23 protein-coding genes and 3 pseudogenes are annotated in these 24033 nt (G+C 34.5%); 11 read left to right on the top strand and 15 right to left on the bottom strand.

Features of this window, described 5'->3' with window-relative positions; genetic code table 11:
• Positions 1-8 precede the first annotated feature (8 nt).
• Positions 9-203 (top strand): hypothetical protein, encoded by a 195-nt coding sequence (locus ACOZIR_RS06005; protein WP_328120332.1) that lies wholly within the window; start codon positions 9-11, stop codon positions 201-203.
• A gap of 398 nt (positions 204-601) precedes the next feature.
• Here the strand turns inward: ACOZIR_RS06005 and ACOZIR_RS06000 are convergent, their stop codons facing one another.
• From ACOZIR_RS06000 to ACOZIR_RS05980, 5 genes are all read right to left on the bottom strand, one after another.
• A complete protein-coding gene (locus ACOZIR_RS06000) occupies positions 602-1135 on the bottom strand; it encodes an SF0329 family protein (protein ID WP_045293488.1) in 534 nt (177 codons plus the stop codon).
• A 108-nt stretch (positions 1136-1243) separates the two neighbouring features.
• On the bottom strand, positions 1244-1750 hold the full coding sequence (locus tag ACOZIR_RS05995) for a DinB family protein (protein ID WP_045293486.1): 507 nt from the start codon (positions 1748-1750) through the stop codon (positions 1244-1246).
• Between the two features lie 199 nt (positions 1751-1949).
• Entirely contained in the window at positions 1950-3647 is a 1698-nt protein-coding gene (locus ACOZIR_RS05990) for an MFS transporter (protein WP_328120331.1), read from the bottom strand.
• Between the two features lie 135 nt (positions 3648-3782).
• Positions 3783-4415, bottom strand: coding sequence for a TetR/AcrR family transcriptional regulator (locus ACOZIR_RS05985; RefSeq protein WP_045293482.1), 633 nt, complete (start codon positions 4413-4415; stop codon positions 3783-3785).
• A 511-nt stretch (positions 4416-4926) separates the two neighbouring features.
• On the bottom strand, positions 4927-5742 hold the full coding sequence (locus ACOZIR_RS05980) for a DUF2935 domain-containing protein (RefSeq protein ID WP_045293480.1): 816 nt from the start codon (positions 5740-5742) through the stop codon (positions 4927-4929).
• A 164-nt stretch (positions 5743-5906) separates the two neighbouring features.
• Here ACOZIR_RS05980 and ACOZIR_RS05975 point away from each other — a divergent pair, with 164 nt between their 5' ends.
• Positions 5907-6386 carry a hypothetical protein gene (locus ACOZIR_RS05975; protein WP_045293478.1) on the top strand — a complete coding sequence of 160 codons (480 nt, stop codon included), beginning with the start codon at positions 5907-5909 and terminating at the stop codon, positions 6384-6386.
• A gap of 265 nt (positions 6387-6651) precedes the next feature.
• Here ACOZIR_RS05975 and ACOZIR_RS05970 read toward each other — a convergent pair whose 3' ends face one another.
• The gene (locus ACOZIR_RS05970; RefSeq protein ID WP_045293476.1) at positions 6652-6885 is read right to left on the bottom strand and encodes a hypothetical protein; all 234 of its coding nucleotides are present in this window, start codon (positions 6883-6885) and stop codon (positions 6652-6654) included.
• Between the two features lie 219 nt (positions 6886-7104).
• Between ACOZIR_RS05970 and ACOZIR_RS05965 the strand changes: the two genes are divergently transcribed.
• From ACOZIR_RS05965 to bioC, 4 genes are all read left to right on the top strand, one after another.
• On the top strand, positions 7105-7242 hold the full coding sequence (locus ACOZIR_RS05965) for a hypothetical protein (RefSeq protein ID WP_165351633.1): 138 nt from the start codon (positions 7105-7107) through the stop codon (positions 7240-7242).
• 310 nt (positions 7243-7552) lie between these two features.
• A complete protein-coding gene (gene bioF, locus ACOZIR_RS05960) occupies positions 7553-8731 on the top strand; it encodes an 8-amino-7-oxononanoate synthase (RefSeq protein ID WP_328120330.1) in 1179 nt (392 codons plus the stop codon).
• Positions 8728-9474, top strand: coding sequence for an alpha/beta hydrolase (locus ACOZIR_RS05955; protein ID WP_328120329.1), 747 nt, complete (start codon positions 8728-8730; stop codon positions 9472-9474). Before bioF ends, ACOZIR_RS05955 begins: the two co-directional genes overlap by 4 nt.
• The gene (gene bioC, locus ACOZIR_RS05950; protein ID WP_328120328.1) at positions 9467-10291 is read left to right on the top strand and encodes a malonyl-ACP O-methyltransferase BioC; all 825 of its coding nucleotides are present in this window, start codon (positions 9467-9469) and stop codon (positions 10289-10291) included. Before ACOZIR_RS05955 ends, bioC begins: the two co-directional genes overlap by 8 nt.
• A gap of 108 nt (positions 10292-10399) precedes the next feature.
• Here bioC and ACOZIR_RS05945 read toward each other — a convergent pair.
• The 4 genes and pseudogenes from ACOZIR_RS05945 to ACOZIR_RS05930 all read right to left on the bottom strand — a co-directional run.
• Positions 10400-10840 (bottom strand): annotated as a pseudogene (locus ACOZIR_RS05945) (PTS sugar transporter subunit IIA); the annotation flags it as partial.
• Between the two features lie 120 nt (positions 10841-10960).
• Positions 10961-12352, bottom strand: a pseudogene (locus tag ACOZIR_RS05940) (PTS transporter subunit EIIC); the annotation flags it as partial.
• A 32-nt stretch (positions 12353-12384) separates the two neighbouring features.
• Complete coding sequence (murQ, locus tag ACOZIR_RS05935; RefSeq protein WP_028414879.1) at positions 12385-13275, bottom strand: N-acetylmuramic acid 6-phosphate etherase; 891 nt, start codon at positions 13273-13275, stop codon at positions 12385-12387.
• Positions 13276-13726: 451 nt separating this feature from the next.
• Positions 13727-14569: a TrmB family transcriptional regulator gene (locus tag ACOZIR_RS05930; RefSeq protein WP_045293469.1), complete on the bottom strand. Its 843-nt coding sequence runs from the start codon at positions 14567-14569 to the stop codon at positions 13727-13729.
• Positions 14570-14726: 157 nt separating this feature from the next.
• Here ACOZIR_RS05930 and ACOZIR_RS05925 point away from each other — a divergent pair, with 157 nt between their 5' ends.
• On the top strand, positions 14727-15686 hold the full coding sequence (locus ACOZIR_RS05925) for a DMT family transporter (RefSeq protein ID WP_045293467.1): 960 nt from the start codon (positions 14727-14729) through the stop codon (positions 15684-15686).
• A 256-nt stretch (positions 15687-15942) separates the two neighbouring features.
• Here ACOZIR_RS05925 and ACOZIR_RS05920 read toward each other — a convergent pair whose 3' ends face one another.
• The gene (locus ACOZIR_RS05920; protein ID WP_412762004.1) at positions 15943-16305 is read right to left on the bottom strand and encodes a sugar phosphate isomerase/epimerase family protein; all 363 of its coding nucleotides are present in this window, start codon (positions 16303-16305) and stop codon (positions 15943-15945) included.
• Between the two features lie 386 nt (positions 16306-16691).
• On the opposite strand from ACOZIR_RS05920, the gene ACOZIR_RS05915 reads away from it, so the two are divergent.
• Both ACOZIR_RS05915 and ACOZIR_RS05910 read left to right on the top strand, forming a co-directional pair.
• A complete protein-coding gene (locus ACOZIR_RS05915) occupies positions 16692-17465 on the top strand; it encodes an alpha/beta hydrolase (protein ID WP_340141827.1) in 774 nt (257 codons plus the stop codon).
• A 414-nt stretch (positions 17466-17879) separates the two neighbouring features.
• The gene (locus ACOZIR_RS05910) at positions 17880-18680 is read left to right on the top strand and encodes a DUF2935 domain-containing protein (RefSeq protein WP_045293464.1); all 801 of its coding nucleotides are present in this window, start codon (positions 17880-17882) and stop codon (positions 18678-18680) included.
• Positions 18681-18893: 213 nt separating this feature from the next.
• Here the strand turns inward: ACOZIR_RS05910 and ACOZIR_RS05905 are convergent.
• A pseudogene (locus ACOZIR_RS05905) lies at positions 18894-19364 on the bottom strand (spore coat protein); the annotation flags it as partial.
• A gap of 211 nt (positions 19365-19575) precedes the next feature.
• On the bottom strand, positions 19576-19755 hold the full coding sequence (locus ACOZIR_RS05900; RefSeq protein ID WP_045293462.1) for a hypothetical protein: 180 nt from the start codon (positions 19753-19755) through the stop codon (positions 19576-19578).
• Positions 19756-20355: 600 nt separating this feature from the next.
• On the opposite strand from ACOZIR_RS05900, the gene ACOZIR_RS05895 reads away from it, so the two are divergent.
• Entirely contained in the window at positions 20356-21093 is a 738-nt protein-coding gene (locus tag ACOZIR_RS05895; protein ID WP_328120492.1) for a sulfite exporter TauE/SafE family protein, read from the top strand.
• Between the two features lie 281 nt (positions 21094-21374).
• Here the strand turns inward: ACOZIR_RS05895 and ACOZIR_RS05890 are convergent, their stop codons facing one another.
• Positions 21375-22577: an iron-containing alcohol dehydrogenase gene (locus ACOZIR_RS05890; RefSeq protein ID WP_310878044.1), complete on the bottom strand. Its 1203-nt coding sequence runs from the start codon at positions 22575-22577 to the stop codon at positions 21375-21377.
• 106 nt (positions 22578-22683) lie between these two features.
• Positions 22684-23193 (bottom strand): GNAT family N-acetyltransferase, encoded by a 510-nt coding sequence (locus ACOZIR_RS05885; protein WP_045293458.1) that lies wholly within the window; start codon positions 23191-23193, stop codon positions 22684-22686.
• 623 nt (positions 23194-23816) lie between these two features.
• On the opposite strand from ACOZIR_RS05885, the gene ACOZIR_RS05880 reads away from it, so the two are divergent.
• Positions 23817-24008: a hypothetical protein gene (locus ACOZIR_RS05880; RefSeq protein WP_013084390.1), complete on the top strand. Its 192-nt coding sequence runs from the start codon at positions 23817-23819 to the stop codon at positions 24006-24008.
• The last annotated feature ends 25 nt before the right edge of the window (positions 24009-24033 follow it).

The raw sequence follows: 24033 nt of genomic DNA, 5'->3' as shown, positions 1-24033 counted from the left end.
GTTTTCTTATGAAAAAGTATGAAGTAACGTTTCATCTAATTAATGGTGAAATAAGTCATTTAGTTGAAGCTAAATCACTTATTCGTGCAAAGAACTACATACAGTATAGGTTTGAAGACAAAAGTAAACTATTGGATCTAGCAAATGATTTGGTCATTGTTAAAAGGAACGTCCAATACTTTACGGTAGTTGAAAAAGAATAATTAGCTATGTAAAAGGACGTTATCACAAAAGTAATGTCCTTTTATATCCATACAATATCTTATAGGACAGTCTCTTTTTTCCCGTTCTAGTCACTAAAATTTCTCTCCAACTCGAAGCCAAAATAGATTTAGCTCCCTTCAAGCGTATCCTTAATTTAAAGCTACTAATTTTCCTTTTTTGGATAAAATTCATTATTTCATACTTTTTAGATAAAGTAAGAAACAAGCTAAATACATGCATTTAATGTGCAGAGAAACGTTCTCTGAGAAAATTATCTTTGAAACAAACAACTCGAATTCACATACTAAATATATCTAAACAAAAGGCTCTATTAAATTTTGGCATTAATATTAAGCGTAAAAACAGAACTCCCTATTTTATGAAAGTTCTGTTTTGTTTATTCGCTACTATGTATATTTTCTGCGTCACAACGTAATTTATAAAAATCCTGGACTAATGTATTTTCTTCTAACATGAACTCTTTCATTTTACGTAAAGTTCTTTTCCCTACACGGCGGTCCAACATACACAATATTTTTATTAACCGATCATTCGACTTTAAAGATACTTCAATTGGTGAATTAAAATATTCTTCCAAAGCAGAAAAGAAATCATATTGTGCATAAATACCTTCCATTTTTAATTGTTCATGAGCTTGTTCCTGGATTGCTCGATTATTAAAAACATTATCATAACTAAAATCATCTGACTGAATACGAATATCTCTTTCTCTATAATATTCTTCTCTTTCGGCAGTAATCGTACACATACTTAACATTTCTACTTTATCAACAGTTATGACAGCTCTACCTAACTGGTCATGTGCTTTTCGATAATTAATCACTTGAAAATCTACTCTTGAATGCAAAGATTCGCATACAAAACCCATTAAACGTTTCTTTGCTTTGCTCCATTTCGGATGATATAACAATAAACTTCCTCCCTTCCAACCTATTGAATTTTACCATTAAAAATTAACTTGCAGCATTAGTTGAAAATTTATATGGATAATTAGTGTTTCTGAACAGGGTTATTAAATTCAATGTCTCCATTTTAAGATATGTTCATTTTTCATTTGAAGTAGCTTTGTCATATAAACGATTTGTCCCGTATGATAAGCATAATGTTCAACGGCATATAAGATAACACTTAAACAGGACTGTATTTTACCTGGTTCTGGAATTAATGTACTTGTTGTAGAAGGCATTTGTATGGATTTTTCTAAATCGTTAAAATCAAAATTTGTGATAATTTCTTTACTTTCTTGTCGCGTAAGGATTAAATTTTCTATTAGCTGCTCGGAATCCATTACTCTGTTATCAGTAAATTCTTTAGATCGCTGTCTAATAAAAGGCTTACCACCAATTATGCTGACGATAAATGCATATTCGCTGCCCGCAAGATGTAAACATAAGTTTCCAATACTATTCGTTTCTTGGCGGAACTTTTTCCAAATATCATCATCTGCTAATCTACTAATACAAGTTTGGATTATACCTAATTGTGTATCAAGGGATTCAATGCTTTCTTTTATGAAGGGATTCATCTATTTCTCCTTTTGGATTTTTATTCTATATAATAAATAATTATACATAAATTAACACATATTTGCACTGTATTTTTGTATTAGTTATTGATTTATTAAAAACATATCTGCAAAGCGTACATGTAGAAATTAAAAAAGCAAACTCACTGCCATGCGAGTTTGCTCTTTCTATTCTTTACTCAAATTCCTTCAGTTTAACTTATTGTCCTATATCCTTCATCCTTTTAAGAGCTTTTCTATATTCTTGATCTCTCATATGCAGCATTTTATCAGGAGAAGGTTTAGGCTGACCAAACTTTTTCAAAGCTTCTCTATACTCGCTGTCACCAATGACTCCATTCGAAACAGCCTCTTTAGGTGAACGCTCAAAAACGGGAGTAGTTTTTTTAATGTGAACCTCTTCTGTACTCAGCTTTTCTTTATTTTTTTCTTTATCATGCGGCTTATGAGCCAGCTTGTGGCCCTTACCTGTTAGGAACATCAAAAACGAGAGAATTAATACTACAATGCTTAATACACACGAAAACGTAGAAAACGTATGATACGTAATGATTTCAGATTTTACATGTAGAGACTGAGTGAAATTTTCTTTACTAGCAACCTGGCTCTCTGCGCTTACCGTCGCAAGGTGATTTTTATACACCTTTGCAAAGACGATACTGCTGATTACAGGGATGATCGCAGATACTGTAACTCTTATAAATTGAACCGTGACCATTCGAGGGACTAAACTTGGTAGTGGTCCGCCTAAAGCAGCACCCATAAGACCTGCAGCGACTGTGAAGCCTACTCCTGCGATTAGAGCGGCAAAGCTACTAACAAAGAGAAAAGCTGAAGCATGACCGTCTAAATACATCCACTGTATGTTCACTCCCATAATAATGACGGCTCCTATAATACCTAATACGCCCGGTCCAACTTTATCATATAATACGGCACTTAATATGGCCGCAATTACTATCCCCGCAAAAAGCCCGATATAGATCAGTGAAATATCTCCTTTATCAAAACCAGATCCACTTTTGAGCAATCCCTGTAGTGATAAAAGAGTTAAACTCATGCTAATATTGCCTATAACAGCAATCAGAATAGCGAGAGCTGGTTTTCGAGAAGCCACTAATCGAAAGGGAATTAACGGATTTTTAATATGCCATTCTGCTACGAATAAAAAGCATAAAAAAATGATGCTTCCTACTATGCCTATCCATACATAAGTAGATGTCCATCCTGATTTTTGAAGGTTAAGTAATGTAAACGTAATAAATGCGGTAACCATAAACATTAACGCTACACCGATGATGTCAAATGGTTCATGATGTTTGTGCTGTTGCTTAGCATGATCATTTGTTAAAAATTTGTAGCTGAAACATATTCCCAGTAAGGAAAGTACGGCCGCTATATAAAATAACCCTCTCCAGTGTCCGTAGCTGTTCACTAACATTCCGAGAAAAATACCCACAACGCTAGATCCATAAAATCCGCCAATAAGGATTAGTAATGCCAAGTTCCTTTTCTGAATTGGAAAAGAAAGAACCAGCATTGGAATCATCATCATAAGTGCTAAACCAGTTCCTCCCCCTTGCAGAAACCGCCCAATGCCCATTCCTAAGAAGCTGTTCGAAGCAATACTTACGATAGCTCCGATAAGAAACAAACACATCGAAAGAACATACGTCCTTCTCTCCCCTAGCTTATGTCGAAGGATAGGTCCAAACGGAATACAAAATGCAAAGCTCATAACCCCTATTAAAACGGGTGTTATCGAAATATAAGATTGATCGTTAAACGTTTGTTGGAGAATTTCACGTATAGAATTTAATGAAGTGTTTAACATTAAACCAGGACCAATAGCTAAAACTGCAAGTAAAGCAATCCCCCAGTGTTTTTCTATTTTCATACTACAATTCCTCTCTGCCTTTCATGATTGTAAAAAACTAAAAATGCGGCGTTCATGTTTCTTCAAACCATCACAGTAGCTATGGTAAAGAAGAAAGATATTTATCCGCATTTGAACAAACTAAAAAATAAAGCTTCAGTAAGGAAGCTTTATTTTATTTTCTAAACCCGCCACTCGAATTGGCCCTAAAAGTGTTAGGCTGGTTAATTTATCAGCCATAAATGCAGGGCTAAATTTCATACCACTTTCTAACCAAGAACAAATGACGCCTATATGAGCTGATGTGATATAGCTAATCAGGATATCTTTAGGAATATCAAGTCCGTCCTCTGCTTCTCCAATCGAAGAGATTAGCTCTCCATACACTCTCTTTTTTACAATTTCCGTCATATGACTTCTAAATTGAGGCAATCCTCGATCACTTAGCATGACTTTAAAATAATCCGCGTGTTCGTAGATAAATTCAAAAAGCTTTAAAAAAGAAACAGATTCATCTTTTTCTTCTAGTTCTGAAGAATACTCATCATTTTGTCTAGGCTTCACCTTCTCGATCAGCTCTTCTAGAACTTCATTCATACTCTGCATGAGAAAATCTTGCTTATCTTGATAATGCAAATAAAATGTTCCCCGCGTTAATTCCGCCTTTTCCGTAATTTCCTGAATCGTAATGGCTGTGACGTCTTTCTCTTTAAGAAGTTCCACTAAAGCGTTTCTTAAGTATTTATTTGTTCTTTTTATCCTAGGGTCTACTTTTGCTTTTTTAGACATCGTTCGTCTCCTTGTGTACCTTTTATTGAGTGTCAGACATATAATTGTGACATGTATGGGTGCAGCCACTGTTTCTGATGATTGACTATTTAAACGATCTTGTACCATCAACACACATTCTGCACATGATGTAAACTAATGAACATTATGTATATTAAGTCTCACAAAATATAGCCAATCTGTCAATATCAAAAACGGATTAAGAACGAATCATTCGGCTGTTAGATATGGATGCGTGAGCTTGAGAGTGAAATCTTTTTTAAGGAAAGAAAAAGAACTGAAAGGTATAACTGGCGATGTAAAAAGTACTGGGGATTGGACCATTGAGGTAGCTTTTACATAGCAAACTAATTAAATACGCACCACACTCCTTTTACTTTCAATAATTAGTCCTCCTCCAGAAAGGTCTCCCCTCTAAAGTAGACCTTTCTTTTTTATATACATATAAATAAAGCTTACAGAAATATAAAGCAGGAGTGGATTTAGGCCCTATGAAATGTTTTAGCTTATCTTAAAGATAGGAAACTCTTCTTAATGAGCATTGGTTGGCTTCTTGCTGCAATTCGGGAGCATAATAACTCAATTTTTTAATAAAATAACAAGTCTCAGGAAAATGATGTATCAGAAACCTTAACGTTTCCTTATTTAAAAGCTTGTTCTCCTTGTATTTTTCGGTCATAGCATAAACAAACTGGCTCATCTCAATAGTTGTTTTCCCCACTTCTAAAGCAAATTCTGTTTGTCTTGCAAAACCTGGCTGCTTAAATCGCAAATACCCCTTTAAATGATGATTTTGTACAATGAATGCCTGAAATTTTCCGATATATAAATCTGCTTGTTTAGATATCATAATCTCAATCGGATCAAGCAGGTTTTTAAACAAAACGGCATGTCCAAGCTGATCTTCCAGCCATAAATCCATTAATTTGACTAAGCTAAGAGGAACCGGCTCCTTTCCTTTTACTAGATAAGATAAAAATCTTAAATATTCCTGATTTTCACTTAACGTACCATTAAGATAGGTTGGAGATAAGTTTAGATTCACTTCGTTTTCAATTCGAAGAGCCTGAAGAGACCCTTCAAAATCAAAATACCCTTTGGCAATTGACCAGGCCTTTCTCGAGAATTCTATTAATGCAGGATCGTTATGCATAACATCAGGGGATAAATAGTTCAGTCGTTTTAGCAAGTCATCAAACAAATGAATATATTGCTTAGCTGTTTGGACGTATTCGACTTCCTTCACCGATAAGTGATCGCGTACAAAATAACCATGGTCCTGAATTATTTCTAACCAAAATAAATGTTCCTCCCATAATGAAATCATTACTAGCTCTCCCTTCGGTTTCCTTACTACTACATGTTTATTAGAAGCTTTAGAAGAAATGAACCAAAGTAATAAAAAACAGGATCTCTTATTTCATCACATAAACACTCATGAAAAAGGGAATATATATACATATCCATATTTTTGAAAAGGGAGACTATCACTTGAAGAAAAATGATAAATTACTACTTATTTTAATGACGATTTTACCTTGGTTTAGTGTTCCGTTTATTGGAGGAAAGACTCTGAAAAGATTCCTTCCAGGAAGCATTTTTATGAGTTTGTATCTTATTGCAGAAGGCAGGTTTGCAGAGAAGAAAAAATGGTGGTGGTTTCCTTACTCAATCAAGCCGAATGTTCTAGCAGAATTACCATTGATATTTGGTCCTTTTTTCGTTGGATCTTTGTGGATATTAAAATATACTTACGGAAAGTTCAACTTATATCTTTTAGTAAACATACTTATTGATTCCTTTTTTACTTACTTCGGATTAAAATGGTTAAAAAAAATAGGATATGTCTCTTTAGCCCGGTTGACTAGATTTCAGTTATCCCTTGTTTTTTTAATAAAAACGTTTGTGCTGTACGGGTTTCAGATTGTTTATGAAAAGTGTTACTCTCTATCAAAGAATTCGTCCTTATAAATTTTGCAGTCTAAGATAAAAAAACAAAACAAAATGTCTATAAACGGGCGTATATTAAAGAAAAACATTAATGAAATAGATACTGATTGCTAAGTGGAATTATGATTTTTTAGATACTATGCAGCTACCTTAGTAAGCTAACGAATCATATGCCTTAAGGCTTAAAAAGAGTGAAAACAAGGTTAAATAAAAAAGAAGTCGCCTTTTGGTAACTTCTTTTTTCTATTATGCCTGTGTAGTTAAAACAAAAAATAAATAAGTTTTTTTATTTTTCACTATCTTCATCAGCAGGTTTTCGTTTATGTTTTTCGCTAATAATTCTCTTGTTCAGTATCCTTACCTCACCCACCATTAGCAGCCTCATATCTTTTACAATATATTTAGTCAATTCTTCATCAGAGATATCATCACCATCAATATCAAGACGAAATTCCTGCCCTTGTATTCCACCGCCATTAGTAAAATCGACTTCAAAGTCAAAAATGACCCTTTTATCCATGTCTAATCCACCTTACTTTGTTTTAATTATCTAATATATATTCGGCTAAAGAAAACAAATTCCCGACCTAACTATCTAAGGAAGCATATTGTCTGATAAGTCTCGATAAAAGAACTTTTAAGTCCTAGAATGTTATTTAAAAAAAGACGATGGCTTGAATAAGCTCCGCTCTATTAACTCATCTTAACAATGTAACTAACTTTGAAAGGAGATTTAAAAATGAGTCAGAAACGCGATAAAGGCAATAGTCAAAAAGGCAAACCAAATAGCAATACGGTAGATCCAGTAATCGCAGCAGAAGATGTGGAAAAAGCAATTTTTCCAACTAACAAGCCTCCGGGCAACGCAAAACCTTAAATGAAAATTAAAGCTGTATTATTAGCTGCCTATTTGGCAGCTTTTTCATTAAGAAAAGAAGTTAATTAATAAATACGAGTAGTGAACAAAGTATTGATTTTTTAGGTTTTATTTGAGTACTGAAGTAAGGTTGCACGTCCACTCATGAGATTCAAAAAATGAACTGAAGCAGGCTATGTGGAGACAATTATCTAGTATCTCTTCTTTAAATTATTTTATCTTGACACTGTTCTAAAGGCGTGATTAGATATAATTGTTAACTTAATAAATATAAAAGTTAACATATTTTATTTTCGGTGGTGAGAGTGTATTGCATTGGGAAGAAGATATTAAGAGAGAACTTGCCTATTTGGATGAAATTTTTCAAAAACGGCGCCTTGTTACTACAGAATTTGCTGAACGACCATGGCTTACAGTCAATGGACATAAGATGTTAAACCTTGCCTCTAACAACTATTTAGGCTACGCAGGAGATAAGGGGCTGAAGAAAACAATGAGTGATGCTGTGATGACATATGGAATAGGAGCAACAGCTTCACGCTTAATAGTAGGAAATCACTCTCTTTATGAGAAAGCAGAAAAAGCACTTGTTAATTGGAAGAAAGCTGAGGCAGGACTTATTATCAATAGTGGTTATAATGCAAACCTAGGAATCATCTCAGCCTTGGTTCCGCGTAATGGCTTCATCTTCAGCGATAAGTTAAATCATGCAAGTATCATTGATGGGGCCCTGCTAAGCCGTGCAAAGCTGCAACGCTATCGCCATAACGATATGAACCACCTAGAAAATTTATTAAAAAAAGTTCCCTTAGAGTCACGGAAGTTAATTGTAACAGATACTGTTTTCAGTATGGATGGTGACTTTGCCAAGCTCAAGGAGCTTGTTAAGTTAAAAGAGCAATATAACGCACTACTAATGATTGATGAAGCTCATGCAAGCGGTGTATACGGAAAAAATGGTGAAGGATATGCGCATTTTCTTGATCTGCAAGATAAAATTGATATTCAAATGGGAACGTTTAGTAAAGCACTAGGCTCATTTGGAGCTTATGTTACCGGAAAACAGTGGCTGATAGATTATCTTAAAAATAGAATGCGAGGATTCATTTATTCAACCGCTCTTCCCCCTGCTATACTCGGTGCAATAACGGCTGCGATTGAAAAGGTGCAACAAGACACAGAGCGCCGCGCACTTCTTCAAGAACATGCACTATTTTTCAGAAGAGCACTTACATATGAAGGATTTAACACATGTAAAAGTCAGTCTCAAATCATTCCAATTTTAACGGGAGAAAACAAAAGAACAATGCAGTTTGCAGAGCGTTTACAGAAAGAAGGAATTGCTGGTATTGCAGTTAGGCCCCCTACTGTTCCTGAAAATAAAGCAAGAATTCGTTTTACTGTAACAGCAGATCATACTCGAGAAGATTTAGAGTGGGCCATAAAAAAAGTTTCTCTAATTGGAAAAGAAATGAGTGTGATTCAATGAAACCATCCACTATTATAATATTTCCCGGATGGGGAATGGAAAAAGCAGCGTTTCACCCAATCATAAAATCATTGTCAACTATATGTAATATTTTGTGTACAGACTGGAGAGGTGTAAAAGAACTAAGTGACTTTAGAGAACGAGCAATGCAATTGCTTGCTTCCACTCAAGGTACTGTTTATTTAATTGGTTGGTCATTAGGTTCCCTTATAACGCTTGAACTTGCAAGTTTATACCCTAACAAGATAGAAGGACTCATATTGATTGGCGGAACTAGTCGCTTTACAAACGACGTGCATAATACATTTGGATGGGAGCAACGCATCGTTGAACGTATGAAGAAACAACTACAGCGTAATAAAGAAAAAACACTTACTGCATTTTATAACGCTATGTTCACTACATCTGAAAAAGAAGAGAAATTTCATCAGCAATTTATGGAATTTGCTCAGCGTAATTATCAAGGAGACAGTACGCATTCCCTCCTTACAGGGCTGGATTATTTACTCCAACAAGATGTTAGAATGCAACTCAATCAAATTCAAACTCCTTGTTTGTTGATTCATGGAAGAGATGATCAAATATGTTTACCTGAGTCTTCTTCCTTCATAGCTGAAAGGATTGGTGGAAAAGCGCAGCTGTGTATCCTAGAAAAAGCTGGCCATATTCCTTTTTTTACGAAGCCTCAGCAGTGCACGCAGCTTATAGAGAAATTTCTCGAAAAGGAGCTCATTTATGATTAATAAGCAACTCTTAAAGAAAAGGTTCAATAATCATGCTAAAACTTATGATGCTTATGCCGATGTACAAAAAAGTATGGCAAGCCAGTTAATAGATCAACTTTCCACCAACTTCTTTAACCGGGAAATAACGATTCTTGAAATTGGCTGCGGTACGGGTTATTTAACACAATTATTGTGCAAAAAATTTCCTAAGGCTGCTATTACAGCAGTTGATTTGTCATCAGGAATGATTGAGCTAGCAAAGAAAAAAGTAACGGAAGATCGAGTTTCTTTCATATGCGGAGATATCGAGGAACTAAGGATAGAAAGGCATTATGACCTTATTATTTCGAATGCAACATTTCAGTGGTTTAATAGTCTTCATACGACAATAAAAAAATTGTATAAACAACTTAAGCCTGCAGGCAGCCTGCTATTTTCAACCTTTGGTAATCGTACATTTCAAGAGCTTCATTCATGCTACAGTCATGCGAAACAAAAGCTTGGTCTTTTCAGTAACAGTTCACCTGGCCAATCGTTTTTTTCTCTTGAAGAGTTGTCTCAAATTTGTGAACAAGCATTAGTTCCATTGAGAGAGCATCCATTTAAACTATCAAAAATGGAGAAACTAGAGATTCAATACTTTCCGACGGTTCAGGAATTTTTTACATCAATAAAAAAGATTGGAGCAAGTAATAGTAACGAGGAAAGCTATTGTCAGCGCCCTTCCTTTTTTCGTGAATTAATCAACCTATATGAAAATAATCATCGTGACGAAAATGGCGTAAAAGTAACCTATCATTGCTTAATGTTTAATATTACAAAAACGAACCAATAGCCAATCCAGCCCTGGTTACTCTCTAGAAGTGATGAATTGCCGCCAGTAAAAAAGGGTACTCTTCTATTTAGAAAAGTACCCTTAAATAATCAATTAGATTTAATTAACTTACTGTTTTTTAGAAACTAACTCAATAATATTTGTTATACCTTGCTCATTGTACCCTGTTTTTAATAACTGTATTTGATTATGTTCAGATAAATTTGTAAAAATGATTGGTGTAACAAGTGATTTAGCATTTTCTTTAATATAATTTAGATCTATTTTTAAAAGCGGGGTTCCTTGTGTAACCTTTTCTCCCTCTTTAATTAGACATGTAAACCCTTTCCCATTCAAGTTCACTGTTTCTAACCCTACGTGAATTAATAACTCTAGACCTTGATCTGTTTTTAGACCTATGGCATGTTTTGTAGGAAAGATGCTAACAACCTCCCCATTGATAGGAGAAACAAGAGTATTATTAGTTGGTTCGATGGCAAAACCGTCTCCCATCATCTTTGAAGAAAAAACGGCATCAGGGACTTCTTCTAGAGGCACAATATATCCATTAAACGGAAGTTTGAATGCGCTTCCTAAAGTTGTATCGTTCATTTCTTTTTTCTCAACTGTTGCAGCAACTTCAGTTTTTGTCTTCGCTTCAGGTACTTCTTTGTTATTAGAGCCTTCTGTAATAGCCTCTTTTGGTATGCCAAATAAATATGTGCAGATGAATCCTCCAGCATATCCTGCAAGTAAGCCGATGATATATTTCAGCCATAAACCATGAGCAATTAATGGAATTAAAGCTAGGCCAGATGGACCGATAGCAATGGAACCAACGTTTCCGAACATTCCAATTACAGCTCCTCCAATTCCTCCACCGATACAAGCAGTAATGAACGGGCGTCCTAATGGAAGAATAACTCCATAAATAAGTGGTTCTCCAATACCTAATATTCCGACAGGAAGAGCCCCTTTAATAATGGTAACAAGTGATTTATTTTTACGGCAACGAACCCAAAGTGCTAAAGTTGCACCTACTTGTCCAGCACCAGACATTGCAAGAATCGGAAGCAAGATGGTCATACCAGCTGTGTTAATCATTTCAATATGAATAGGGATTAATACTTGATGCAGACCTAGCATCACCAATGGTAAAAATGCCACTCCTAGTACAAAACCTGCAAAAACCCCTCCACGTTCAAGTGTCCAATCTATTCCACCAATTAAATTACTAGAAATTAGACCTGCAAAAGGCATAATAAAGAAAATCGTTAGCAATCCGACAATCAGAAGAGCAATTGTTGGTGTTACAATAATATCGATTGCATCAGGAATAAATCGACGTAAGAATTTTTCTAAAAATGAAAGTAACCATACAGCAATCAAAACTCCGATAACCCCGCCTTGCCCAGCAGTTAGAGGCTGATCGGTAAAGATATTCATAATAGGAAGCTCTTCTGTAACTCCCGTTAAAAGGGTGATACCTCCGATAACTCCACCTAGGGCCGGAGTAGCACCAAACTCTTTTGCTGCGTTAATACCTACATAAATAACTAAATAGCTGAAGATTGCATTCTTGATCACATTAAGAATCGTAACGTATTGTTGCCAAGTATCTTTATCAAGATCTCCTGCGGTTATGCTATTTGCTAAAATAGAGGCAATACCAGCTATTAAACCTGCACCTACGAATGCTGGGATTAAAGGTATGAAAATGCTTCCAACTTTTCGTAAAAAATTTTTGAATGGCGTATTGTTTTTCTTTTTTAGCTCAGACTTCATATCTGCACCTTTTGAAGTCAAATCTTCAGATGAAGGAGCTGCAGAATCTTCTTGAAGTGCAATACCAAATTGTTCAGCAACTTTCGTAACTACTCCTGGTCCTAGAATAATTTGATACGTATCATCATCGACAACTCCTACCACTCCTTTCACTTGTTTTATACTCGCTTCATCAATTCTATTATGATTCACTGGGGTGACTCGGAGTCTTGTCATACAGTGTGTATAATTCGCTATATTAGAACTGCCTCCAAGAGCTTGAAGCAGTTCTTTAGCTGTTTGATGATGTTTACTCATAGTTGTTCCCATCTCCCTTATATTTTCGCTACTTAATTCACGATTGCTTGACGGATAAATCCTTGTGTTTGTTCTAAACGATGTAAAGATTCCTCATATGAAAGTCCTGTTAAAATCATGACTATAGCAAGCTTAGAATTACAATTTGCTTTTGCTAAGTACTCTTCTGCCGTATCATACGTGCATGAAGTTGCTTCCATCACAATTCGTTTTGCGCGTTCTACGAGCTTTTCATTCGTCAGCTGAACGTCTACCATTAGATTTCCATACACTTTTCCGATACCTACCATAGAAGCTGTCGAAAGCATGTTACAAACCAATTTTTGTGCTGTTCCGGCTTTCAAGCGAGTAGAACCTGTTAATACTTCAGGACCATTTACTACTTCAATTGCAATGTTTGCTACTTTTCCAATATCAGAACCTTTATTGCAACTAACTGCTATTGTTTGAGCTTCAATTGAGTTAGCATATTCTAATGCTCCAATAACATAAGGTGTACGGCCACTTGCTGCAATCCCCACAACAATGTCTACCTTAGTAAGTCGAATGTTTTGTAAGTCTTCCATACCTAACTCTTTACTGTCTTCTGCTCCTTCTACTGCTTTGATAAAAGCTTTTTCTCCGCCGGCAATTAAGCCTATTACTTCATCTGGGTTTGTACCAAATGTAGGCGGACACTCAACAGCATCAAGCAAGCCGATGCGGCCACTGGTTCCTGCACCTATATAAATAAGGCGCCCCCCTTGTTTCTTAGCTTCTATAATAGCTTCTACAGCTTTTGCAATAGAAGGAAGTTCTTTTTTTATCGCACTCGCAACTTTTTCATCTTCTTCATTCATGGTTGTAAGAAAATCAAAAATGGACATTTCATCCAGATTCATTGTTTTTTCATTACGAGTCTCAGTAGTTAAATGTTCAAGCATTACTTATCATCCTATCTTTGTTTTTGTTTGAAATCGTTCTCAAGTACAGAATAACGTTTTTGAAATTTAATTTCAACAATTAATTTTAAATTTTAAAATTAAATTTCAAAAAACCCGCAATAATATGTGATTTTGAATGAAAACTATATGCCTAACTTTTAGTGAATATGACAATCCTCACCATATAAAAATCAAGCATGCCTTATCCCCATACTCTCTCCTTGCCTATTGCAGTAAGGGTTCTTTTTTACATACGTTCCTAGATAGGTCATTATGTTAACTAAAGTTTTATACGATACACGGCTTAAAAACAGAAAAACCACTGAGCTCTTAATCAGTGGTTTTCTGTTTATTGAAAGGTAGTCAAGTGATGATTCATTCATCTTGAGTAGTTTATCCAAAAATCATATGATAAGTAATTTTATTATTAGTATATATGCATTAATACTGGCTATTTAATCAAACCTAATTTTGCTGCTACACTATAACCTGATGAGTTAAATTTAAATCGATTACGAAGTTCAATAAGGTTCGGACCAAAGCTTGACTCTAGGATTCCTCGATGTTTTTTCATCATTTCATAGATATACAAGTCGTGAATGATAACTTCTGTAATTGGCATAACTAATCCCGGATGCATCGTCCAGGCAGCACGGCTGTCCTTACCAAGTGATAATATACCTGCAACTACTTCTCGATCATCAGCGCTTAGAACAATCCATCGTCCCCCATATTCATTGGTTATTTCTTCGCTTGCATCATGCTGATGAACCTGCGCAAAATCAAATACTAAATCTCCATAGGACACAATTAAAATTTCTACACCTCTTTTGGCTGCTGCTTGTAATTCTTCTTTTAGTTCCTGGGCATCTTCTGCCCATATTTCCAATAAAATACGCCCTGTAGCTTCTTTTATAGCTTCCTTTGTACGATTTAGTATAGGCTCATAACCTGTAATGTTCCAGATGTTTTCTCTATTTAAAGATACATAAGAATAATTTTCAAGAGCTTCTTCAGCTACTTCAAACGAGGATTCAGCTTTACGTTTTTTCAAGTTGATTAATTCATTAGGAGGTAACGGTGTATATAGAGCGGGATTTTCATGACTGATCATGACTTCTCCCCGATCCACTAGTCCCCCTAATACTTCATAAATTTTAGATCTGGGCACTCCAGAATTTAATGAAATAGCATACCCTGAAAGAGGAGATTTTTCTAGTAAAGCTAAATATGCTTTTGCCTCATATTCAGTAAAATTTACATCTTTCAAAATTTTTATTATATCTAGTGTCATGATTGGTCCTCCTTGATAATACCCGGATAGAGTCAATAATTTTAAACTAAGTATACCATTAGTACCCTTGACAGTTTGGATTAAAAATTATAATTTAATTTTAGACGCTACAAAAGTAGCTACTATATATTTTTTAATACTGCTTGGAGGTGTAATAATGGATACAATGATAGCGAAACATCAAGAAAGCTTAACAACAAGAAAGGTTAGAAGAGGAAATGGTTTATACATAAGTGCTTCCGTAATAGCCGTCCTTTTATGGAGTACATCGTTTGTTGGGACAAAGATAGCCTATACCTCTTTTCCACCCCTTACACTAGGAGCGGCTCGTTTTGTTATAGCTGCTGTTATTTTAGGATTTATTCTCTTAATCAGGAAAGATAAAATAAAGCCTTCATTCAAAGATATAGGGTTAATGTCTATAAGTGGTGTACTAGGTACTACCCTTTATTTTTCTCTGGAGAACATAGGAGTTGAACTAACAACAGCATCGAATGCCGCTATTATTGTAGCGTCGTACCCTGCTATAACGGTTTTAATGGAATTTCTCTTTTTTAGAAAAAAGACATCATGGGTAAAGGCCATAGGAATTGGAGTAGCGATGATAGGTGTATATCAAATATCCTATAGTCCTGAAACTCAGACAGATGATAAACAATTGATTGGCAATATTATATTAATTGTGGCAGGTTTTATTTTTGCTCTCTATAACTTCACAACTCGTAAAGTTGTCAAAAAATATTCCATGATTACTATCTCTTTTTATCAAACTTTGGCGGGAGCCATTACGTTTATTCCATTAGCCCTTATAGAGAAGTCAAGTTGGCAAACACCAGATATAAGATCATTTCTAACCCTATTGTATCTAGGCGTTTTCTGTTCGGTTATCGCTTTTTTATTATATAATTTTGGATTACGCAAATTATCTTCTAGTTCTGCCATGACTTTAATGAATCTTGTTCCTATTTTTGGTGTATTATTTTCTGTTCTGCTGCTTAATGAAGTAGTGGGCATAAACCAATTTATTGGCGGAGTCATTGTCCTTTTGGGTGTGGTTTTAAGCATGAAGGAAACGAGTAAAAAGTATAAACCTAAAAAAAGTCCTCAGTCAAAGTAGGGCTTTTTTATTTCCAATAATATAATAAGAGATATAGTAACTAAAAAAGCCGCAAACTCATTGACCTAGTCATTGAGTTTGCGGTGATAAATGCTTCTGTTTTATTTATCAAAGCTGATATCTTCCAATACCTTCATAGAAGCCTTCATATCAACTACACCCAGTTCAGGTTCACACATAACATCCTCGCTTATCGCTTTAGCAAACGACCAGCCTTCCCTTTTCATTTTTTCTCTTACTTTTAAATCACAGCTTTTCAGGTGAAGGTAAGGTAAGGGATTGGCTGATAATGTTTGTGCATAAAAGCAACTGGATCTCCATCTGCATATGCATGATGGCCTGTGTCTAAACAAAGGTTAATATCGGTATCATTTAACAGCTTTTCAATTTGTTCTTCTGTTTCTACATGACTTTGGGCATGTGGATGGAAAACTACCCCTAGACTGTAGTTTGTTCTGACATGGTCACGTATCTTTATAATATTTTTTATAAATTTGCTCGATTCTACCTCATTTAAGAACTGAAGTCTAATCAATTCGCCAGAAAAAAGATTCGTATAACAATCATCAATTAAAACGACATATTTAGCGCTTTCAAACCGAAGCTGAAGTTCAGACATATCATCTAGTAAAGCAATGAGCTCCTCTGTTTTACTAGATGAAGTAAGATCTCCTACTAGAGTAGTCGCGGTTAATTCAAGGCTTCTTTTCTCTAGTTCTTCTTTTATTGACTGGAAGGAGATGGTCTTTTTCTATTTTTAAACTGTATATAATATATAAATTTAGTCAGGATACTCACAATTATTAGAAATAAGACAACAAATACACTTAACAATGAATAAAGCACGGAAACTTGATCAAACTATTGAATAAATGGAGAGGTGTTCACTCTCAATTTCTCATTGTGTACTATAAGCAACCTATGAAAAGAGCTTCCCTTAGGCAGACTGGGGAAGTTTTTCTCTTTATATGATATATTTCATACATTTTTTTGGAGTGAAAAATAATGACTTTTATTGAAACAAACACTAATCACTATCTGTATTATGAAGAGTATGGACAAGGCGCTCCTGTCATCTTTATTCATCCCCCTGGACTTGGATATAAAGTATTCCACTATCAACACGCGTTATCCAAACATATGAGAGTCATCTTTCCAGATTTAAGTGGTCATGGAAGAAGCTCAAAACCTAAACAGCCTGTATCAATTTCTTTTTATGCAAACGAGTTAGTACGTTTTATGGATTCGCTGCATCTAGACAAGGTGATTATATGTGGTTACTCTGCTGGTTGTCTAATTGCTCAAGAGCTAGCTATTCATTATCGCCATCGAATTGAATTATTAATACTTTCAGGAGCTTACCCTATAGTAAGAGATGTACCTGGACGGCTATTACATAAAACAGGAATGTATATGGTAAAAGAACATCCGAATATGCTAATAACAAGCCTTGCTATAAGTCATACTCGAGACAAAACATTAAGAAAGAATCTAGTTAGTTACATGAGAAAATCAGACCAGGAATCCTGGTATCAGTATTATAATCACTCATTACACTATAACTGTGTAGACAAGCTTCATTGCTTAACGATGCCTTTATTGTTTATATATGGTGGAAAAAAGGATTGGACTGCTCACTATATGAAAGAGTATAAAAATAAGTGTAAGCATGCTGAATTCTTTGTTTTACCCAATCAAGGTCACCAACTGCCTACCAAACAGTGGACTCAGTTTAATGAGTTAATTACAGGATTTGTTTTAAATAGATCTCATTTATAAACCAAAGCAAAAAACCCTTTCTATAAGTGTTTTTTAACTATTATAAAATACATAACAAACAGAAAAAACTACTGAGCTTAATCAGCGGTTCTTCTGTTTGTTGAAAGGTAGTTATAGTGGTGATCTAGTTTGCTTAAATGATTATAAATTAGAAAGCCTACTGATACGGAATGAATCAGTAGGCTTTTCCTTTAGCGTATTGTCCACTTGAAGCAATGAGGATGAGAGAATCTTTTTCTACTTTACTCTTATAATCGGAAATAAAAAATGAAATATAACTGTTTTTTATAAAATGTATTTTGGTTTTGATAAAACATTCACCTTAAATGTGCTAGATTTTCTCTTATATATTAATATAAATAGGTTTTCTTTAATATGTATGGACAGTGACGATCTTATTAAAGGAGGAAAACAATGAATAGTAGCTTTACTCAAAATGCAATTTTTGAACATACATTTTGGATTCAAATTTTGAAAGACCATTCCCAATTTATCTTAGATGCCTTGGCTGAAAAAGAGCAAGAAGAAATACAGATGGCTAAAACTTTCATCCAAACTTTTAATAGTTTGTTAGAAGAAGTTAAAGCAGAGCATAACAACCTGGAAAGCATTACAATGAAAGCCAAAGCTCAAACAATAGCACTCAAAGAATTTAAACTTTCCTTATTAAGAAAGCACTTAACAACTGACTTTACGATTCACCTTACACCTACTTTTCTAAACCATATGGTCAATGAGCTGGATGAGTATTTATTAATTCTTAGCTACTTAGGACAACAACAAATTCCACCCATCTTTCACGAGCTTCACCATCATTTATTATGGATATTAGATGCTGCGGGACATGCTGGAGCTATTTCCGATAGTCTTGATGCAGTAGAAAAGCAACTAAAACAAAAGAGTATGCAATTTTCCACCCATTTTGAACATTTTTATCTGAAGGCCGTAGAATTAACTGGTTATTTAAGAACGAACCTTGAATCCTTTCCAGCATTAAAGAAAATGAACAAAGACGTTAAGTTAGAAATAGAGTTATTTCAAGTATTTCTTCATGAGATCGAAGAATTAGAACTATCAAACGAAATGCTTAGTACATTTTCTGCTTTAATGGCCGATCATATGATGAGGGAAGAATGCTACTATTTAACTAAGTTAGCGCAATCAACGAATACTGCAAAACCATCGTGTGACCCTACGTCATCTCATTATAAATAGGTGCCAATTTTACTCTTTATATTTGTGAACGATTTAAACGGAGAAATATATCTGATTTTATAAGAAAAGCTATCCTTTTGATTATTTTACAAAAAGGATAGCTTTGAAATGCTTGAGCACTATTACTTCTTCTTCATTCGGTGAAGATTCGAAATATCAAGTTTCCAGCACTATAAAATGAATCACTCTTACGTTATAATTACTTCTTTTATATTAATGAGTGGTATTATTATTTGGCATTTGCGGTTTACCTTGAGCAGGTTCAAATGCATTTACCATTTGCTGCATACCTTGTTGAGCAAGCTGTGGTACTTGGTAATAATGGTGCTTGTTTTGATAGAGAGAAATTTCATACGCCATCTCAATGCAATTTGGAACAGCATCAGCTAACACACGGCTTACAACAGGAGTGGTTGTTTCAAGAGTCGCCATCGGTTTCATAGGTGCCGATGCTTTTACAGCACCGAGCATAAGGCTAGAAATACATTCATCTGTCATTTCTGACGCAGATTGGAATGATTTCTTAGACTGAGAAGGCTTACGTCCATATACAAAGTCATTGCCTTGATTCTTTTTATAACTCTGTGTAGGTGTTGAAGGGTTTTGTCCTGTTTTGAAACATTCTACAGCTGTATTATATTCCTGTTGCATAAATTGAAATTGGCGATTCAGGATATCCTTTAATAAAAGAAGAACTTTATTCATATTTCTAACCTATAATGATGAAGATGCAGCAAAAAAGCCCTCGAAATAAATTTCAAGGGCTTAATATATGGAGTGAGAAATACCTTATAAGATATTATCCTCTATGGAGTAAGATATTTCTATAAGAAAAAAATGTATATAATCTTTGTTATCATAACTAAGATGGTTCAGGATATCAAAAGAAACTTTTCTATTCTTTCTCGTTTCGTGGCACAGTATTAGAAGCCATAGAAATGTCTCCGGTATAATACTTGTGCGGATAAGGATCAGAAGGCTTTATTGTAAACTCTTTCTCAGATTTATCTAATTCGGCTTCAGCTGGATTGTTCTCTAATACCTGTTCTAAATCATTTGATTGATTATTACCCATATAAAATCCCTCCTTTTAACTAAACAATGCTCATTAAGGATAAGTTTTTTTAACAACCTAGATATAAATGTTATTTTTGTTTATACTTTCTTATGCCTTTTCTTCATTTAATATATATTCCAAATCAATATTTATTACTTTTTTAAAGTTATGAACGATTTATTTGTACCTGTAAATCACATTATGATAAGTAAAGGTGGATAAGATATACACCTTTAAAACAGAAAAACCACTGGGCTTAATCAGTGATTTTTCTGTTTTTTGAAGGGTATTCATAAAGTGATGATTCATCCATCTTGGATAGTTTGCCCAGGAAATAAAACTAATATGTATTAACCCCTCTTCTACCTAGTGTTGGAACTATCCCTTGTGAATTTGAGGAAATTAATTTTAGCTTTATTGATAACTGATCATTCGCTATAAATGTAATCATTTGGGAAAAAATGATTATATTGACTAGGTTGACAGATCATATATATTTAGAAAAACAGTATACAAATAAGAACCTTTTGCCAGAAATAAATAAGAAACATTACTTGATGTTCTAAAGAATAAAATTAGTATATCTCAATGATTAACCAATAAGGGGAAAGCATAGATATGTTAGAAGAATTAATTCTTATTTTGTCTATTTTATTCATAGGGAGCTTTATTCAAGGAGCAAGTGGATTCGGTTTTGGATTATTCTCAATGGGTTTTTTGCCTCTTTTTCTGACTTTAAAAGACAGTACACTATTGGTTTTAGCTTTGACCGTTGTGATTTCGCTTACGATTTTATTTCGTTTTTTTAAATTAATTAATTGGAGAAACATAACTATTATTTTAATAGGAGCTTTGACTGGTCGTGTATGTTCATTTTATTTTCTAAATACATATGGAGATATGGACTGGGTAAAAAAAATACTTGGTTTCATTCTTATTGCAATGGTTATTTATCTGCTAACTACAAAAGAGAAAACAACTTCATCACCTCTTTATAAAAAAGTTCCTTTCACCGTATTTATCGGTTTAATAGGTGGTTTTATTGGAGGAGTATTTGCGGTTGGGGGACCATTTTTTACTTTTTATTTTCTAATGCGTTATAAAGAAAAAAATGAATACAATGCAAATCTCCAAGCTTCTTTTATTATTACAAACGGTTTTACTTTAACTTTGCATGGAATAAACGGAGATTATAATCCTTCTTTTTGGCTCTATTTACTACCTAGCCTATTTGTTATATTGATTGGGACTAAATTAGGACTTCGATGGTTTGAGCATCTGCCACGTACACTTATTAAAAAGTTAGTATGTATTATTATCCTGATTTCTGGAGTACTTTTGCTGATTAACACATAAAGAAGTGAAAGAAATGAAAAAAGAATATTATTTTCATTTCTTTGGTTAAACAAAAAGACCTTCTTTTGTTAGAAGGTCTTTTCTGTGCTGATAAATAACGTTATGTGAACTATAAATATATGGCTTACACATAGAAAAGCAGGCTAAGGTCTGCTTTCTTAACTGTGATATTGATTCTTTTCAGAGCGTAGAAACAATGCCATGAAGATACTGTTTATAAACTGGCCCCCAATCGTTAGACACAGCCTGACAATTGGAAGCCAGTATTTAATCTTTATCTTTTAATTCAAGCTCTCCACTCCAGAATCCCAATTTCTATCTACACGGTCAAAGTAAGCTTGTTCAAGAATTTGCATATAATCAGCCTCCGTAATTAAACGGACGTTACTTGATGTTGAGTTGTTTTGCATGGCCAACCTTACAATGCGCGGAAAGTCTTCTTTCTTTACACCCTCTAAATCTTTCAATTTAGGAATGTTTAATGATTCTGTTAATTCTATAATCCCTTGAATTAATTTTTCAACAGCTATTTCATCAGAATCTGAATCCTTAGCAAAGTTCATATACCTTGCTAATGTAGCATGCAGCTGCTTGTTCTCCATGGAATTGAACCTTAATACATATGGTAAAAATACTGCGTTGGCAACTCCATGCGGGGTATCATAAAGTCCTCCAAGCGCTTCTGCTAAGCAGTGTACTGAAGCAACATCTGCAGATCCAAAACAAAGGCCAGCTAAGAGACTTCCTTCCAGCATATCTTGACGAGCGGCTTCATTTTTACCATCGAGGAAAACGATAGGCAATGCCGAAACAATGGTTCTCATTGCTTGAGCCCCAAGTGCTTGCGAAATAGGATTTGTTACTTTGCACGTATAACCTTCAATCGCATGAACGAGTGCATCAATACCAGTAGCAGCAGTAACAGAAGGCGGAAGACTTAATGTTAGTTCAGGATCAAGAATCGCCAAAACAGGTCTTAATGTACTATGTTTGAGGGTCATCTTTCGGTGTGTAGATGCTTCCGTAATAACGGCAGAACGAGTAACTTCTGAGCCCGTACCTGAAGTAGTCGGGATACAAATGACTGGTGCAATGTTTGTATATAGGAGTCGGCCGTCTGCATAGTCAGATGGTTCCCCGCCGTTTGGACCGCACAGTGCAATAGCTTTTCCTGTATCCATTGCACTTCCGCCGCCAACGGCAACAACTACATCTGCACCAAATTCACGAAATAATTTAGCACCTGCTAAACAATTTGTATCTCGAGGGTTTTGTTCAATCGAGTCGAATAAAAGCACTCGGTAACCGGAATTCTCCAGCGCAGCTTTAATAGGTGAAACTAGTCCCGCATGAACCACACCTGGATCACTCACGACTAAAATTGATGAACCAATTTTTAAAGATGTTAGCATTTCTGGTAATTCTCTAGCTTTCCCCATCCCTACCTCAATTTGAGTAGAACAATAATAGTTATAGAATTTCATTTATACTCCTCCCATTGTCTAAAATTAAATACTTATCTTAAGAAGTACTAGTTTTTTTATTTCAGGACAGCCGATAAATTTAGCTTTTTATGCTAAAAAAGTAAGTTTACTTGTTCCATTCTGAAGCCAGTATACCCATAAAATATGTATCTACGTACTTCCCCTCCACATAGGCATGATTTCTTAATTTCCCTTCGGTAACAAAACCAATTTTTTTATATAATTCAATCGCCTGTTCGTTTATTCCTCTTGTTGTTAAATAGATTTTATTTAGACGAAGCTGTTTAAACCCTAGATCAATCATTTGCTCCATAGCCATTCGACCATACCCGTGCCCCCTAGATTCTGAAGATAAAAGAATCCCTATACTACCTCTTCCATGTGCATAGTCTATATCCTTCAGAAATACCCATCCAACTACTTCTTTTTCATCGCTTTCAATTCCCAAAATTAAATCGTTGTTCATTCTTTTCTTTTCTACTTCTTGTACTACCTCTTCATAAGTTAAAGGTGTCCTGCCTATCATTTGTATTGCACGTTCATCATTTAACCATTTATGTAAGTATTGAATGTGAGTTGTTTCAAAAGGCGTAAGGTGTATTCTTTTTGTACTCATTTATTTATCTACTCCTTCTAAAAAAGTTAACCACAAGCTATAATCCACTCCATACTTGATTCCATAAATATCGCTGATTATAAAGATAAGAACGCTTATGAAAGTAGTGGCTAAAAATTCAAAGATGTTAAGAATAGACACCGAGTGTCTCCACCACCGTCAATATCTAAAGTTGGTTCCAAACAAAACAAAACGAAATGAATAAAAAGAGAGGTTGCCTGAACTTCCCCTACTGATCTATGAGATTTTATGATAAGTATCCTTCCAACAAAGAAACTAATTATAAAAGATAGAATAATGAATACAAAATAAAGAGAACTAGCCAATAAGGCTTCCTATGGTGAATACATTTTAATCTCCTTTTTATTGATTATTTTACCATTAATTATAATTAAAGGAAGTTGTTTTTTAAGGATTTGCACCTTAAGAAATATTTAAACAGAAAAAGAATCCTTTTGTAGCATTGTTGACACATTGTTTCTCAAAAAACAGAATCAATTTTTCTCTAATCTAAGGTTGTTCCTTCTGATAAAGCCTATTACGTTAATCCGATGTAATAGAAGAAGGATTTTTACTTTTTAAGATAGAATAGTTTCTTAAAGAGTGATAAAGGAGTTGATTTCATGTCTAAACAAACAAAAGATATAAAAGAAATAAAGCTTTTGGATTCTCAAATTTACTTATGTGATGAAATTAGAAAGTTGTTAAGAAAAAAAGAAAAAAGAAGTCTAGCCTTTGAACAAGAGTATACAGAACATGATATATTACACATTGCTTTAAACAGATTAATGAGTGAGTTAATCTCTAGACATTAAAAATTTCGCCTATCATATTTGAAAT

The sequence above is a fragment of the Priestia sp. D3YE.R1 genome (genome assembly GCF_049199565.1).
Lineage (GTDB): Bacteria > Bacillota > Bacilli > Bacillales > Bacillaceae_H > Priestia > Priestia aryabhattai.
Note: the sequence above shows the minus strand (reverse complement) of the source record. Positions and strands in the feature narration are given on the sequence as shown.

What these genes read in the sequence shown, in the direction of transcription:
- ACOZIR_RS05885 (WP_045293458.1), bottom strand. Translation starts at nt 23,193, where the DNA reads ATGAGTACAAAAAGAATACACCTTACGCCTTTTGAAACAACTCACATT.
- ACOZIR_RS05990 (WP_328120331.1), bottom strand. Translation starts at nt 3,647, where the DNA reads ATGAAAATAGAAAAACACTGGGGGATTGCTTTACTTGCAGTTTTAGCT.
- ACOZIR_RS05895 (WP_328120492.1), top strand. Translation starts at nt 20,356, where the DNA reads ATGTTAGAAGAATTAATTCTTATTTTGTCTATTTTATTCATAGGGAGC.
- murQ (WP_028414879.1), bottom strand. Translation starts at nt 13,275, where the DNA reads ATGCTTGAACATTTAACTACTGAGACTCGTAATGAAAAAACAATGAAT.
- ACOZIR_RS05900 (WP_045293462.1), bottom strand. Translation starts at nt 19,755, where the DNA reads ATGGGTAATAATCAATCAAATGATTTAGAACAGGTATTAGAGAACAAT.
- ACOZIR_RS05995 (WP_045293486.1), bottom strand. Translation starts at nt 1,750, where the DNA reads ATGAATCCCTTCATAAAAGAAAGCATTGAATCCCTTGATACACAATTA.
- ACOZIR_RS05985 (WP_045293482.1), bottom strand. Translation starts at nt 4,415, where the DNA reads ATGTCTAAAAAAGCAAAAGTAGACCCTAGGATAAAAAGAACAAATAAA.
- ACOZIR_RS06005 (WP_328120332.1), top strand. Translation starts at nt 9, where the DNA reads ATGAAAAAGTATGAAGTAACGTTTCATCTAATTAATGGTGAAATAAGT.
- ACOZIR_RS05910 (WP_045293464.1), top strand. Translation starts at nt 17,880, where the DNA reads ATGAATAGTAGCTTTACTCAAAATGCAATTTTTGAACATACATTTTGG.
- bioC (WP_328120328.1), top strand. Translation starts at nt 9,467, where the DNA reads ATGATTAATAAGCAACTCTTAAAGAAAAGGTTCAATAATCATGCTAAA.
- ACOZIR_RS05955 (WP_328120329.1), top strand. Translation starts at nt 8,728, where the DNA reads ATGAAACCATCCACTATTATAATATTTCCCGGATGGGGAATGGAAAAA.
- ACOZIR_RS05915 (WP_340141827.1), top strand. Translation starts at nt 16,692, where the DNA reads ATGACTTTTATTGAAACAAACACTAATCACTATCTGTATTATGAAGAG.
- ACOZIR_RS05925 (WP_045293467.1), top strand. Translation starts at nt 14,727, where the DNA reads ATGGATACAATGATAGCGAAACATCAAGAAAGCTTAACAACAAGAAAG.
- ACOZIR_RS05880 (WP_013084390.1), top strand. Translation starts at nt 23,817, where the DNA reads ATGTCTAAACAAACAAAAGATATAAAAGAAATAAAGCTTTTGGATTCT.
- ACOZIR_RS05920 (WP_412762004.1), bottom strand. Translation starts at nt 16,305, where the DNA reads ATGTCTGAACTTCAGCTTCGGTTTGAAAGCGCTAAATATGTCGTTTTA.
- ACOZIR_RS05980 (WP_045293480.1), bottom strand. Translation starts at nt 5,742, where the DNA reads ATGATTTCATTATGGGAGGAACATTTATTTTGGTTAGAAATAATTCAG.
- ACOZIR_RS05965 (WP_165351633.1), top strand. Translation starts at nt 7,105, where the DNA reads ATGAGTCAGAAACGCGATAAAGGCAATAGTCAAAAAGGCAAACCAAAT.
- ACOZIR_RS05890 (WP_310878044.1), bottom strand. Translation starts at nt 22,577, where the DNA reads ATGAAATTCTATAACTATTATTGTTCTACTCAAATTGAGGTAGGGATG.
- ACOZIR_RS05930 (WP_045293469.1), bottom strand. Translation starts at nt 14,569, where the DNA reads ATGACACTAGATATAATAAAAATTTTGAAAGATGTAAATTTTACTGAA.
- ACOZIR_RS05970 (WP_045293476.1), bottom strand. Translation starts at nt 6,885, where the DNA reads ATGGATAAAAGGGTCATTTTTGACTTTGAAGTCGATTTTACTAATGGC.